This is a genomic window from Novosphingobium sp. (assembly GCF_019748365.1).
GTDB lineage: Bacteria > Pseudomonadota > Alphaproteobacteria > Sphingomonadales > Sphingomonadaceae > Novosphingobium.
This window is the reverse complement of the sequence record NZ_JAIEPN010000156.1, coordinates 1-12,640: the sequence shown is the minus strand read 5'-3', so window position 1 is coordinate 12,640 and position 12,640 is coordinate 1. Positions and strand designations below refer to the sequence as shown.

Annotated in this window: 11 protein-coding genes and 2 pseudogenes; 7 read left to right on the top strand and 6 right to left on the bottom strand. The window is 65.7% G+C overall.

Features of this window, described 5'->3' with window-relative positions:
• The 5 genes and pseudogenes from K5Q19_RS17235 to K5Q19_RS17215 all read right to left on the bottom strand — a co-directional run.
• Positions 1-201, bottom strand: a pseudogene (locus K5Q19_RS17235) (hypothetical protein); the annotation flags it as partial.
• Positions 198-524 (bottom strand): metalloregulator ArsR/SmtB family transcription factor, encoded by a 327-nt coding sequence (locus K5Q19_RS17230; RefSeq protein WP_292947841.1) that lies wholly within the window; start codon positions 522-524, stop codon positions 198-200. The gene K5Q19_RS17230 and the pseudogene K5Q19_RS17235, both read right to left, overlap by 4 nt.
• A pseudogene (locus K5Q19_RS17225) lies at positions 524-3,733 on the bottom strand (efflux RND transporter permease subunit). Before K5Q19_RS17225 ends, K5Q19_RS17230 begins: the two are co-directional and overlap by 1 nt.
• Entirely contained in the window at positions 3,730-4,755 is a 1,026-nt protein-coding gene (locus K5Q19_RS17220) for an efflux RND transporter periplasmic adaptor subunit (RefSeq protein WP_292947839.1), read from the bottom strand. Before K5Q19_RS17220 ends, K5Q19_RS17225 begins: the two are co-directional and overlap by 4 nt.
• A gap of 23 nt (positions 4,756-4,778) precedes the next feature.
• On the bottom strand, positions 4,779-5,117 hold the full coding sequence (locus tag K5Q19_RS17215; protein ID WP_292947837.1) for a rhodanese-like domain-containing protein: 339 nt from the start codon (positions 5,115-5,117) through the stop codon (positions 4,779-4,781).
• 95 nt (positions 5,118-5,212) lie between these two features.
• Here K5Q19_RS17215 and K5Q19_RS17210 point away from each other — a divergent pair, with 95 nt between their 5' ends.
• Genes K5Q19_RS17210 through K5Q19_RS17180 form a run of 7 tightly spaced genes read left to right on the top strand, consistent with a single transcriptional unit; the run spans position 5,213 to position 10,949 of the window.
• Positions 5,213-6,493: an FAD/NAD(P)-binding oxidoreductase gene (locus K5Q19_RS17210; RefSeq protein WP_292947835.1), complete on the top strand. Its 1,281-nt coding sequence runs from the start codon at positions 5,213-5,215 to the stop codon at positions 6,491-6,493.
• A 34-nt stretch (positions 6,494-6,527) separates the two neighbouring features.
• The gene (locus tag K5Q19_RS17205; RefSeq protein WP_292947833.1) at positions 6,528-6,731 is read left to right on the top strand and encodes a DUF2892 domain-containing protein; all 204 of its coding nucleotides are present in this window, start codon (positions 6,528-6,530) and stop codon (positions 6,729-6,731) included.
• Positions 6,728-8,002 (top strand): TolC family protein, encoded by a 1,275-nt coding sequence (locus K5Q19_RS17200; RefSeq protein WP_292947831.1) that lies wholly within the window; start codon positions 6,728-6,730, stop codon positions 8,000-8,002. Before K5Q19_RS17205 ends, K5Q19_RS17200 begins: the two co-directional genes overlap by 4 nt.
• A 20-nt stretch (positions 8,003-8,022) precedes the next feature.
• Positions 8,023-8,376 (top strand): carboxymuconolactone decarboxylase family protein, encoded by a 354-nt coding sequence (locus tag K5Q19_RS17195; protein WP_292947829.1) that lies wholly within the window; start codon positions 8,023-8,025, stop codon positions 8,374-8,376.
• A 23-nt stretch (positions 8,377-8,399) separates the two neighbouring features.
• A complete protein-coding gene (locus K5Q19_RS17190) occupies positions 8,400-9,248 on the top strand; it encodes a class I SAM-dependent methyltransferase (RefSeq protein ID WP_292947826.1) in 849 nt (282 codons plus the stop codon).
• Positions 9,245-10,162, top strand: a complete 918-nt coding sequence (locus K5Q19_RS17185) for an MBL fold metallo-hydrolase (protein ID WP_292947823.1) — start codon at positions 9,245-9,247, stop codon at positions 10,160-10,162. Before K5Q19_RS17190 ends, K5Q19_RS17185 begins: the two co-directional genes overlap by 4 nt.
• Positions 10,163-10,169: 7 nt before the next feature.
• A complete protein-coding gene (locus K5Q19_RS17180; RefSeq protein WP_292947820.1) occupies positions 10,170-10,949 on the top strand; it encodes a sulfite exporter TauE/SafE family protein in 780 nt (259 codons plus the stop codon).
• Between the two features lie 216 nt (positions 10,950-11,165).
• Here the strand turns inward: K5Q19_RS17180 and K5Q19_RS17175 are convergent, their stop codons facing one another.
• Entirely contained in the window at positions 11,166-12,257 is a 1,092-nt protein-coding gene (locus tag K5Q19_RS17175) for a site-specific integrase (protein WP_292947817.1), read from the bottom strand.
• Positions 12,258-12,640: the final 383 nt, after the last annotated feature.

Below are 12,640 nucleotides of genomic sequence, written 5' to 3'. Positions count from 1 at the left end.
GCCACTGGTGATGCCTTGCGCGAGGATCTGCTGCGTGCGCGCATCGCGAACGACGATGCGCGCGCCGCCCATGCCTGAACCAATGAACTTGCCGCCCAGCGACAGCACGCGGATGGTGAGCGGGGTCGGTTCGGCCCAAGCCGCCAATGGCACTGAGGCAAGCAGCGCGCCCAGCAGCGCTGCTGCGCCGCGGCGGATCACGCAGCTGCCTGTGCGGCCGAGGGGTCGCCAAACTGATCGCACAGAAAGCCGATCAGCGCGAGCGCGTTGGCATTGGCGATCCGGTAGTAGATCGTGGTGTTCTCGCGCCGGGTCTGCACCAGCCCGCCCTCGCGCATCTTCGCAAGGTGCTGAGAGACGCTGGACTGCGAGAGATCGCACAGCCCGATGAGTTCGGTCACCGAAGCCTCACCCTCGCGCAGGCGGCACAGCAGCAAAAGGCGCTGCGGATTGGCCACGACCTTCAGGAACGCGGCAACTTCACTCGCGCGCTCGCATAGCTGTTCGGCAGTACCCGTCATCATCATTGGCTTGCCGGTCTCCCGTCATCACGCAGCACGATATAGATCGCCGGAATAACCAGAACCGTCAGCAAGGTCGAGGAGGCCAGCCCGAAGAGGAGGGAAATGGCCAGACCCTGGAAGATCGGGTCGGTGAGGATCACCGCTGCACCGATCATCGCGGCCGCCGCCGTCAGCACGATGGGCTTGAAGCGGATCGTCCCTGCCTCGATCAGCACGTCGCGCAAGGGGCGCTCCGGCTTGTTCGTATGCCGGATGAAATCGACCAGCAGGATCGAATTGCGCACGATGATGCCGGCAAGCGCGATGAACCCGATCATCGAGGTGGCGGTGAACGGCGCGCGGAACAGCATGTGGCCCAGCACGATGCCCACCAGCGTCAGCGGCACCGGGGTGAGGATCACCAGCGGCAGCTTGAAGCTGCGGAACTGCGCGACGACGAGGATGTAGATCCCGAGCAGAGCAACCATGAAGGCGCCACCCATGTCGCGGAACGTGACCCAGGTGATTTCCCATTCGCCGTCCCAGAGCAGCGATGTGGCCTGCTCATCCTGCGGCTGGCCGCTGAGGCGGATCACCGGCTTGGTGAGGCCCTTTGCCGCCCAGTCGTAGTTGTCGATCGCCGCATCGACCGCGAGCATGCCGTAGATCGGCGCTTCGTAGTCGCCCGCAAGCTCGGCGGTGACCATATCGGCGTAGCGGCCATCGCGGCGGAAGAGCGCGGGGCTGGCCGCTTCCTGCCGCGCCTCGACCACGCTGCCGAGCTCGACGAGCTGGCCGGCCTGACCGACCGCGACCGGCGTGCTGCCCAGCGTCTGGCTCCAGCTGCGCGAGGATTGCGCGAGCGCAACCGTGATCGGCAGCGGCGTGCGTTCATCGCCGCGTGGGGCATAGCCGACGGTGCGGCTGCCCAGCAGCGCGCCGATGCTGTCGTTGATGTCGCGCGCATTGAGGCCGTAGTAGTCGATCCGGTCGCGCTGCGGGATCAGCCGCAGCTTGGGCCGGGCTGCGCCGAAGCTGTTGTCGACATCGACGATATAGGGCACCGACTTGAAGATCTTCTCGAGCTCGATGGCCGTCTTGCGCCGGGTCTGCGCATCGGGGCCATAGATTTCCGCCAGCAGCGTCGCCAGCACAGGCGGCCCCGGAGGGGTTTCGACGACCTTGAGCGAAGCGCCATCCGGCAGCTTGAGCGACTTGAGCCGATTGCGCAGATCGAGGGCGATCTCGTGGCTGGAGCGCGAGCGGTCTTCCTTGGGGAGCAGCGTCACCATCACATCGCCCATTTCGGGGCGGCTGCGCAGGAAATAGTGCCGCACGAGGCCGTTGAAGTTGAACGGTGCGGAGGTTCCGAGATAGGCCTCCATCGCGGTCGCTTCGGGCAGCTGACGGGTCACGCGCGCAACATCCTCCAGGACGCGGCCGGTGGACTCGAGGCTGGTGCCTTCGGGCATGTCGACAACCACCTGCACTTCGGATTTGTTGTCGAAGGGCAGCAACTTCACAGTGACCGCCTTGAAATAGAACATCGAGCAGGCGAGCAGCGTGGCAAGGCCGACGCCGATGAGGAAGTTGCGGGCCGAGGTGCGGCTGTCGATCACCCGGTGCGCGACCCTGGCGTAGAGCGCGCCGAGCTTGCCGCCGCTCTCGTCATGGGCATGGTGGCTGCCGCCCGCCGCGATCTTGCGCGCAAAGCGGATCATCAGCCACGGCGCGATCACCACCGCAACGAAGAACGAGAACACCATCGCGGCCGAGGCATTAACCGGGATCGGCGCCATGTAGGGCCCCATCAGGCCCGAGACGAACAGCATCGGCAGCAGCGCCGCGACGACAGTCATCGTGGCGACAACGGTGGGATTACCCACTTCCGCCACCGCCTCGATTGCGGCTTCCACGCGGGTCCGCTCATCCGGCATCGACCAGTGGCGGGCGATGTTCTCGATCATTACGATGGCATCGTCGACGAGAATGCCGATCGAGAAGATCAATGCAAACAGGCTGACGCGGTTGATCGTGTAGCCCATCAGGTTCGAGGCGAACATCGTCAGCAGGATCGTGGTGGGGATCACCACCGCTGTCACCGCCGCTTCGCGCCAGCCGATGGCAAAGCCGATCAGGACGATGATCGAAACCGTCGCCAGCGCGAGGTGATAGAGCAGCTCGTTGGCTTTCTCGTTCGCCGTCGCGCCATAATTGCGCGTGACCGAGACCTCGACACCATCGGGGATCAGGCTGCCCTTGAGCGATTCCAGCCGCTGCAGAACGGCATCGGAGACGACCACGGCATTCGCACCGGCGCGCTTGGCGATCGCGAGGCTGACGGCGGGCGCGCTCGACCATTGACCATCGCGTCGTGCCCAGCGTCAGGCGCGGGCCTGATCCTCGCGCGGGCCCTGCGTGACAGCGGCGACATCGCGCAGATAGACCGGCGCGCCGCTGGCCGAACGGACCGTCAGCGTGCCGACATCCTGCGCCGAACCCAGCGTTTGCCCGGCGGTCACGGCAACGGCCTGCCCGCCTTCGCGGATGCTGCCGGCAGGGAAGCTGCGACCCGCCTGCGCGGCGGCGTCGATCACGCTGCCGAGCGGCACGCCGAACTGGCTGAGCTTGCCCGGATCGGGCGCGATGCGGATTTCCTCGGGGCGGCCGCCGGTGATGAAAGTCAGGCCGACATTGTCGACCTTGGCGATCTCGGTGCGCAGCTTGGTCGCCAGCGTGTAGAGCGCCTGATCGTCATATTGCCCCGCCGCGCCGGGTTTGGGCGATAGCGTGAGCACCACCGCCGGCACATCGTTGATCCCGCGCACCGTGACCTTGGGATCGGGAATGCCGACCGGGATGCGATCCCAGTTGGCGCGCAGCTTTTCGTCAATGCGCGTGGCGGCGGCCTCGGGGTTGGACCCGACGACGAAACGCGCGGTGACCATCACGCCGTCGTCTTCGGCCTGCGTGTAGACATGCTCGACCCCGTCGACGCTCTTGACGATGGTCTCGAGCGGAATGCCGACGAGCTGCACCGCATCGGGCGCGGAAAGGCCAGGTGCCATGACCTGAATGTCGACCATCGGCACGCTGATCTGCGGCTCTTCCTCGCGCGGGATGGTGAAGAGCGCGAGAATGCCCACGGCGAGCGCAGCGAACAGGAACAGCGGCGTCAGCGGCGAGGCGATCGTCGCGCGGGTCAGGCGCCCGGAAAGGCCAAGGTTCATTTCGCGCGTCCCGGTGCGAACAGGATATCCCCGGCAGCAACGCCGCCGAGAATCTCCACTTTGGCGGGATCGCTGGCGGGCGCGGTCTGCACCGCGACGGCGCTCGGCTGCCGGTCCGCGCCCAGCACGTTCACATAGTCGATGCCGTAGCGCGTCGAGACGAAGCGGCGCGGGATCACGATCGCCTTGCGGCGCCCGACCTCGATGGAGACGCCGACGCGGCGGCCGACCAGCTCGGTGGTAAGGCCGGGCACAGTCGCATCGACCTGAACCCGGCCCCCGGTGATGGCAGGATAGACCTGCGTCACCTGCCCCTGGCGCGACCCTTCGGGCAGATCCTGCGGTGCAACGGTGATCGCCGAGCCGACATGGACGGTCCTTGCGAGCGATTCCGGCAGATCGAGCCGCAGCACCGGCGGGCCTGCCGTGATGACGGCGAGTGCCATGCCGGGGGCGACGACCGAGCCTGCGGGGATGTCCGCGCGCAGCACCCGGCCTGTTGCGGGCGCGAGGACGGCGCCTTGCCCTGCTACGCTTGCGCTGGCGCTTTGCTGGGCGCGCGCTGCAGCCACCTGCGCATCGGCGGCGCGGGCCATGGCGACCGCAGAATCGAGGCGCGCCTTGGCGTAGACGTTGTGATTGAACAGGTCCTGCACCCGCGCGAGATCGCCGCGCGCGCGTGCAGCTTCAGCCTGTGCTGCGGCGACCTGTGCACCGGCGGCGCTGGTTTCGTAGCCTAGCCGCGAATCGATGATCATGCCGATCCGCTGTCCCCTGGACACGGTATCGCCCGCGCGGACGGTGAAGCTCACCAGCGTGCCCGGAATGCGCGCCAGTGCCTGTGCTGCATCGCGTGTAGTGATTTCGCCGCCGACCGCCTTCATGTCGGCGGTTTCCGCCAGCGTCACGGCCAGCTGCTCGCCGGGGGGCAGGGTAACCCTGCCTGCTTCAGCCGCCTTCTCGCCGCCGCAACCGGCAAGGGCCAACGCCCCGCCCACAGCGATCCATGTCCACCTTGCCACGCCTGCGTCCTCCCCAGCCCTGTTCAGCCGCGCTCGACCGGAAGACCGGCGGCCTTCCAGGCGCCGATCCCGCCTGCGAGGTGGGTGTCGATCGCAGACTGCGCCTTGGCGCAGTGATCGAGCGCCATCGCGGAGCGCTTGCCGCCTGCACACTGCAGCACGACCGTGCGCGTCCCGGCATCGGGCAGGTTCTTCGGCGAAAAGCTGGAAAGCGGAGCGTTCACGGCACCCGCGATGTGCTCCGCAGCAAATTCGTCGGGCTCGCGCACATCGACGAGCAGCGCCGAACCTTCATGCAGCATCGCCTTGAGGGTCTGCGCGTCGATTTCACGGTGCGCCTTGCTCTTGCCAAATCCGAACATGGCCTGTCTCCTTATGCAGCATCAATTTGCATATTGCATATATCGTGTAATCATCATATTTAGTCAAGCGAGATGTGAAGGTGAGAGGAACGGACGTGTCGGAAAAGCCGAAAATCGTGGTGCTCGGGGCTGGCCTCGGCGGAACCATTGCCGCCTATGAAATCCAGGACGAAGTGAAAGGCAGGGCCGAGGTCCTGATGGTTTCCAACACGGAGACCTATTCCTTCATCCCTTCAAACCCTTGGGTCGCGGTGCGCTGGCGCAAGCCGGAAGCGATCCAGGTTCACCTGCCCCCGATCTTTGCAAAGAAGAAGATTGGCTTCACCGCCGTTGGCGCCAAGCGCCTGCACGCCGATGAGAAGCGACTCGAGCTCAATGATGGCACCTCGGTCAATTACGACTATCTCGTAATTGCAACGGGTCCGGAACTAGCCTTCGACGAAATCGAAGGCTTCGGTCCTGAAGGCCACACTGTCTCGGTTTGCGATACCGGCCATGCCTCGCTCGCAGCGGACGCGTTCGACCGCTTCGTCGAAAATCCCGGCCCGATCGTCGTCGGCGCGGTGCAGGGGGCATCGTGCTACGGCCCGGCCTACGAGTTCGCGCTGATCCTCGATACCGAACTGCGCCGCCGCAAGATGCGCGACAAGGTGCCGATGACCTTCGTCACCGCGGAGCCCTATATCGGCCACCTCGGGCTCGACGGCGTGGGCGATACCAAGAGCCTGCTCGAGAGCAAGCTGCGCGACCGGCACATCAAGTGGATCACGAACGCCCGCGTGGCAAAGGTCGAGGCCGGCCTCATGCATGTCGAGGAAATCGCCGATGGCGGCGCGGTGGCAAAGACGCACGAACTGCCCTTCGGCTATTCGATGATGCTTCCCGCGTTTCGCGGCGTGGCGGCAGTGCGCGACATTCCCGGCCTGACGAACCCGCGCGGCTTCATCCTGATCGACAAGCACCAGCGCAATCCAAAGTATCCCGAGATCTTCTCGCTGGGCGTCTGCGTGGCGATCCCGCCGACGGGTCCGACCAACGTGCCGGTGGGCGTGCCCAAGACCGGGTTCATGATCGAAAGCATGGTGACGGCGACGGCCCACAACATCGGCGCGCTGCTCGATGGCAAGGCGCCGACCGCCGAGGCGACATGGAACGCCGTGTGCCTCGCAGATTTCGGCGATGGCGGCATCGCCTTCGTTGCGCAGCCGCAGATTCCGCCGCGCAACGTCAACTGGGCGGCCGGAGGCAAATGGGTCCACCTCGCCAAGATCGGCTTCGAGAAATACTTCCTGCGCAAGATCCGCAAGGGCGAGAGCGAGCCCTTCTACGAGAAGCTCGCGATGCAGGTGATGGGCATCGAAAAGCTGCGCGCCTGACCCCGCGCCAGCCATCCAGAAAGGAGCAAGTGCGATGACACTCGATCGTGCCGTGATGATCTTTGCCGGCTGCGTGGTGCTGCTGGGCATTGTCCTGTCGTTGACGGTCCACCCCTGGTGGATCGGCCTCACCGCCTTTGCCGGGCTCAACATGATCCAGGCGGGGTTTACCGGGTTCTGCCCGGCGGCCATGGTGTTCAAGGCGCTGGGCATCCGCCCGGGTACGGCATTCCAATGAGCAGGCGGCGCGCTCCCGCCCTTCTGGCGCTGTGGCTGGCCGCACCGCTGGCGCTGGCGGGCAGCGCGCAGGCGGCGACGCTCGATGACGCGCTGGCCGCAGCCCTTGCCCATGCGCCCGAAGTCGCCGCCGCCGATGCCGATGCGGACGTGGCGGCCGCACGGCTGGATCAGGCGCGCGCGGAGCATATGCCGACGGCGACGCTGACCGGAACCGTCGGCTATGGCCGCCTCGATCCCGGCGGCTATTTCGGGCTGAACCGGGCGGACGTGACCCCGCGCGCGGCGCAGATGGCGATCGAGCAACCGCTGTTTACCGGGGGCCGCGTCGGGGCGGGGATAGACCGCGCGCGCGCCGGGATGGCAGCCGCAGAGGCCGGCAAGATCGGCATGCGCAGCCAGCTCGTCGTGGCGGTGACGCAGGCCTACGGCGATGTGCTGACCGCATCGCAGCTGGTAGATCTCTATGGCCGGCTGGTGGCCGAAACCACCGAAATCGGTCGCCAAGCCGAGCTCAAGTTCAAGGCGGGTGAAAGCCCGAGCACCGATGTGGCGCAAGCCTCCGCGCGCCTTGCCGAAGCGCGCGCGGCGCTGGTGCGGGCGCAGGGCATGCAGGTTTCGGCGCAGGCCCGCTTTCGTGATCTGACCGGGCTCGAGCCGACCGATCTCCAGCCGCTTCCCGCCAATCCCGCGCTGCCTGCCACGCTCGATGAAGCTATGGATGCCGCGATGGCAGCCAACCCCATGCTGGCCGGGGCAGAAGCCGGACTGCGCGCAGCACAAGCGGCGGCGCGCGGCGCACGGGCGGAGCGCCTCCCCACGGTAGGCGCCTTTGCCGAAGCGGCAACCGTCCGCGACCAGTTCTTCCCCGGCTACCGCGGCGACAGCGCCACGGTCGGCATCCGCGCGCGCTGGCAGATTTTCAATGGCGGGCGCGTCTCCGGCAAGGTGGCCGAGAGCGACAGCGCGGTGCGCGCAGCCGATTCCCGCGTGCGCGCTGCCCGCCAGCAGACCGAGGAGCAAGTGATCGCGGCATACCAGGATGTGCGCACGGCGCAGCTGGTCGAATTGGCCGCTGGTGAGCAGACCGCCGCCGCCGCCAAGGCGCTGGAGAGCGTCCGGCAGGAAGTGCGCGTCGGCATGAAGCCGCAGCTCGATCTGCTCAATGCCGAACGCGAAGCGGCAACCGCTGCGGCTGGCGCGGCACGCGCGGGCACGGACCGGATCGTCGCGGCCTACCGGCTGCTGGCGCTCACCGGCCGCAAGTTCTGAACCCGGGAAGGAGCATACCCATGCACAAGGATTGGCCGGAAATGGCGGCGCAGCTCTCAGGCGCGATCAAGCAGGTCCGCCTGGGCAGCCCGGAGGTGACCAAGGCGTTTTCGGCGATGGCCAAGGCCGCCACGGAAGCCGGAGCGCTGGATACCAAGACCAAGGAACTCATCGCGCTCGCCATCTCCGTCGCGATCCGCTGCGATGGCTGCGTTGCTTTCCATAGCGAAGCGGCGGTGCGCCAGGGTGCTACGCGCGAAGAGCTGATGGAGACCATGGGCATGGCGCTATACATGGGCGCCGGGCCGAGCCTGATGTATGCGGCGCAGGCGGTCGAGGCCTATGACCAGTTTGCCGCCAAGGCAGGCGCATGAACCGATACGCGAGGGAGAACACGATGTCCGATGCACACGGCACGAGCGGGGAAGACTGGGCTGATGCGCGCGGCGCGCTCTGGCTGGCCGAGCTTGATTCCTACGAGCAGATGCTGGAGCCGCTTGGGATCGCTCTGCTTGACCGAGCCGCGCTGCAGAACGGCCAGCATGTGGCCGATATCGGCTGCGGCGGTGGCCGGACCTCCCGCCTCGCCGCGCATCTGGTCGCGCCTCATGGCAGCGTGCACGGGATCGACATCGCCCCGATGCTGATGACGGAGGCCACCCGCCGCGCTGAAGCGGAAGGGCTGCGCAATTTGCGCTTCAGCACGGGCGATGCCACGAGCTTCGTGCCTGAGGAGGCCCCGTTCGACCGGCTGATGTCGCGCCTCGGCATCATGTTCTTTGCCGATCCCGCAGCCGCTTTCGCCAATCTGCGCCGCTTGCTGAAGGATGGGGGCCAGGCCGATTTCGCGGTCTGGGCATCGCCGCAGGACAATTTGTGGATGAGCGGCGCGCGCGCGATCGTGGCCGAGCATATCGAACTTCCCGCAGCCGATCCCCTCGCGCCGGGCCCCTTCGCGCTGGCTGATCCGGACCGGTTCGCCGCCTTGCTTTCAGGCGCCGGGTTCCCGCAAGTGGACATGCAGGCTTGGTATGGGCCGATCGGCGTGGGCGGCGCGGGCAGTGACGCAGCCAAGGCCGCTGAATTTTCGCTTCGTGCCTTTTCATTTGCAACTGTTCTGGCGGGCGCTGAAGCTGGCCTTGAGGAAGCGATCCGTGAAAAGGTCATCGCCTTCTTCCGCCAGTTCGAAACGCCGGACGGTGTGCAGGTGCCGGGCAAGGCCTGGTTGGTGAGGGCCATGGCATGAGCGATCCCGCGCTCCTGGCAGCGTGTGGCATCGTAGAGGCAGTCACCCCCGGGTGCGTCCATGTGCATACCGTGTTCGACGAGGCGACCTTCACCGCGACCCATATCGCCAGCGATCCCGCCACCGGCAAGGCGGCGATCATCGACAGCGTGCTCGATTTCGATCCGGCTTCGGGCCGCATCGCCACCACCTCGGCAGACAAGGTGATCGCCCATGTCGAGGCGGCAGGGCTGACGGTCGAATGGCTGCTCGAAACGCATGTCCATGCCGATCACCTCTCCGCCGCGCCCTATCTGCAGGAACGGCTTGGCGGCACTGTCGCCATCGGGCGCGATATCCTGACAGTGCAATCGGTCTTCGGCACGATCTTCAACGAAGGGCCGGCTTTCGCGCGCGATGGTTCGCAGTTCGACCGGCTGCTGCAGGATGGTGAGCGATTCCGGCTGGGGTCGCTTGAGGCGACCGTGCTTCACGTGCCGGGGCACACCCCGGCCGACATGGCGTTCGTGATCGGTGATGCTGCGTTCGTCGGCGATACGCTGTTCATGCCCGACTACGGCACCGCACGGGCCGATTTTCCTGGCGGTGACGCACGCACGCTGTTCCGTTCGATCCACCGCCTGCTCGCCTTGCCCGATCGGACCCGGCTGTTCCTCTGCCACGACTACAAGGCGCCGGACCGCGACCAGTTCGTCTGGGAAACGACGGTTGCCGATGAACGGGCGCACAACGTCCACGTCCATCCCGGCGTGAGCGAAAACGCTTTCGTGGCGATGCGCGAGGCGCGCGATGCCACGCTGGGCATGCCGCGCCTGATCCTGCCCTCGATCCAGATCAACATGCGCGCAGGCCATCTGCCAGAGCCCGAGAATAACGGCACGCGCTACCTCAAATTGCCGCTCAACCGGCTGTAACCCGGCGATGTTCGAGCCCCTCCAGTATCTCCTCGGCGGTGCTTCGGGCTCGCTGGTGGGCTTTACCCTCGGACTGGTCGGCGGGGGCGGCTCGATCCTGGCTGTTCCGCTGATGGTCTATCTGGTGGGCGTCACTTCGCCGCATGTTGCGATCGGTACGAGCGCACTGGCGGTCGCCGCCAATGCCGGGGCCAATCTCGTGCCGCACGCCCGGCAAGGTTCGGTCAAGTGGCGCTGCGCCGGTATGTACGCCCTCGCCGGCGTGGCCGGCGCCTACTTCGGATCGAGCCTTGGCAAGGCGTTCGATGGCCAGCGCCTGCTGTTCCTGTTCGCCCTGCTGATGCTGGTTGTCGGCGCATTGATGCTCAAGGGGCGCGGTCATACGGGCAACCCGAATGTCGAATGCCGCCGGGAAAATGCGCCCAGGGTGATCGCCTTCGGCAGCGCGACGGGGCTGTTTTCCGGGTTCTTCGGGATTGGCGGCGGCTTCTTGATCGTACCGGGCCTCATGGCATCGACCGGCATGCCGATGCTCTATGCCGTCGGCTCCTCGCTCGTTGCTATCGCTGCCTTCGGGCTGACGACTGCGCTCAACTATGCGGCCTCAGGGCTGATCGATTGGGGGCTTGCGGCAGTGTTCATCGGCGGCGGGGTGATCGGCGGCCTTGTCGGCGCAGCGGCGTCCCGCCGTCTGGCAGCGCACAAGGGCCTTCTTAACACGGTGTTCGCCGCACTGATCTTCTGCGTTGCCTGCTACATGATCTGGAAGAGTTGGTTCGCCATCTGATTGATTAGTCGGGCTGGTGGTCCTGCAATCACCGCGCAGTAGTGCAAGCGACCTTCACCTCTTGCTTCTCAAGCGGTCGCGTTGGCAGCACCTTTCGTCGAGATGATGGACTGATAGCTACGACGGGTTTTGCCAACAGCGGACGTCCAAGGTTTTGTAGGGGAACGACCGGCTCTGGTCGCACGCAGTCATCCGAATTTGTCTACGCCACCTAAATCAATCCGGCGGCGCAACCTTGTCCGCTGTCCTGCCCGAGCAGTAGCGCGCCCACGCAGCCATCAACTTCACCCGCGCGCCCGGCTGGTCGGGCGTACCGAGATAGGTTGTGCGGCGGTAGGCCGCCTGCACTGCATCGGGCGTCTTGTGAGCCAGAGCCGCTTCCACCACGGCATCGGGGAAGCCTTCGTTTGCGGCCCAATCGGTGAACGTGGAGCGGAATCCGTGGACGTGGTACGGTTCGCACATGTCGCGCATGACCTTGAGCAGCGTCATGTCAGACATGGGCTTGCCCGACACGCCCGGGAACACGACGTCGGTTTCGGGCAGCCGCAGGGCGTCCGCTTTCGCCAGCACCCCCATAGCCTCGTCCGACAGCGGTACGACATGGGCCTTGCTCCGCTTCATGTGCTCGGCAGGGATCATCCACAGGCGGTTCTCCAGATCGAACTCGGCCCATGTGGCGAGCCGTACCTCCTGGCTGCGCACACCTGTGAGGATGAGTAGCTCAAGGGCAAGCCGTCCGAACGAAGGTTTGCGCCGCAAGGCGATCATGAAACCTTGCATCGCAACATAGGGCATGGCCTTGCGGTTGCCCCTTTCCTTCACCTGCCGCGGCAACCCCCTGCCCGCTTTCAGGCTGCCATTGCCAGATGGTGCCTCGCGCGAGCGCCAGCCCTTGGCATGGGAGTAATCTAGCACAGTACATATCCGGTTGCGCACCTGCCGGGCGGTATCGGGGATTTCCTGCCAGATCGGCGTCAGCACGCTGATGATATCGGCACTGGTGATGCTGCCGGTCGGCATGTTGCCCAGTTTCGGGAAGACGTAGTTTTCGAGACTGGCGAGCCATTGGCGCGCGTAAACCGCGCTCTTCCATCCTGCCTCGTTCTCGGAGTGATACAGGCAGGCGGCTTGACGGAAGGTCACCTTCGCCGCAGCCTCGTCCTTGCGCTCTGCCAGAATGTCGCGGCGCTCAACTCTGGTCGCCTTGCGAATCTCCTGAGCTTTCTGGCGGGCTTCGGCCAGCGTCACAAGCTTCGCGCTCCCCAGCCCTATGTCCTGACGCTGGCCATCACGCTGGACGCGCACCAATCAGGAAGCACCACCAGACTTCTTTACCTTCAGGAAGAGCCCGTCGCCGTCCTGATAAGTCCCCGGATTCGCGAGCGCGGCCTTGACCGCCATTGCCGTGAGATTGCCCATTTTCGTCCCCACATTTTCAGAGGCCACTCTCGAAATCCAAAATGTGGGGACAGCCCCTTTCGTCCCCACACCGTCCCCACACTAGGCTCCGGCTGCAGGCGAACGAGAGCGGTTGTTGACGGATTATGAGAGCAAAATACCCTAGGAAATCGGGGATTTCTATGGGCTTTGGCGAATGTCGGTGAATAAGGGGGTGGTGGACAGGGCTAGATTCGAACTAGCGTACGCTTGCGCGGGCAGATTTACAGTCTGCTGCCTTTAACCACTCG

What these genes read in the sequence shown, in the direction of transcription:
- K5Q19_RS17180 (WP_292947820.1), top strand. Translation starts at nt 10,170, where the DNA reads ATGTTCGAGCCCCTCCAGTATCTCCTCGGCGGTGCTTCGGGCTCGCTG.
- K5Q19_RS17200 (WP_292947831.1), top strand. Translation starts at nt 6,728, where the DNA reads ATGAGCAGGCGGCGCGCTCCCGCCCTTCTGGCGCTGTGGCTGGCCGCA.
- K5Q19_RS17215 (WP_292947837.1), bottom strand. Translation starts at nt 5,117, where the DNA reads ATGTTCGGATTTGGCAAGAGCAAGGCGCACCGTGAAATCGACGCGCAG.
- K5Q19_RS17195 (WP_292947829.1), top strand. Translation starts at nt 8,023, where the DNA reads ATGCACAAGGATTGGCCGGAAATGGCGGCGCAGCTCTCAGGCGCGATC.
- K5Q19_RS17185 (WP_292947823.1), top strand. Translation starts at nt 9,245, where the DNA reads ATGAGCGATCCCGCGCTCCTGGCAGCGTGTGGCATCGTAGAGGCAGTC.
- K5Q19_RS17190 (WP_292947826.1), top strand. Translation starts at nt 8,400, where the DNA reads ATGTCCGATGCACACGGCACGAGCGGGGAAGACTGGGCTGATGCGCGC.
- K5Q19_RS17205 (WP_292947833.1), top strand. Translation starts at nt 6,528, where the DNA reads ATGACACTCGATCGTGCCGTGATGATCTTTGCCGGCTGCGTGGTGCTG.
- K5Q19_RS17230 (WP_292947841.1), bottom strand. Translation starts at nt 524, where the DNA reads ATGATGACGGGTACTGCCGAACAGCTATGCGAGCGCGCGAGTGAAGTT.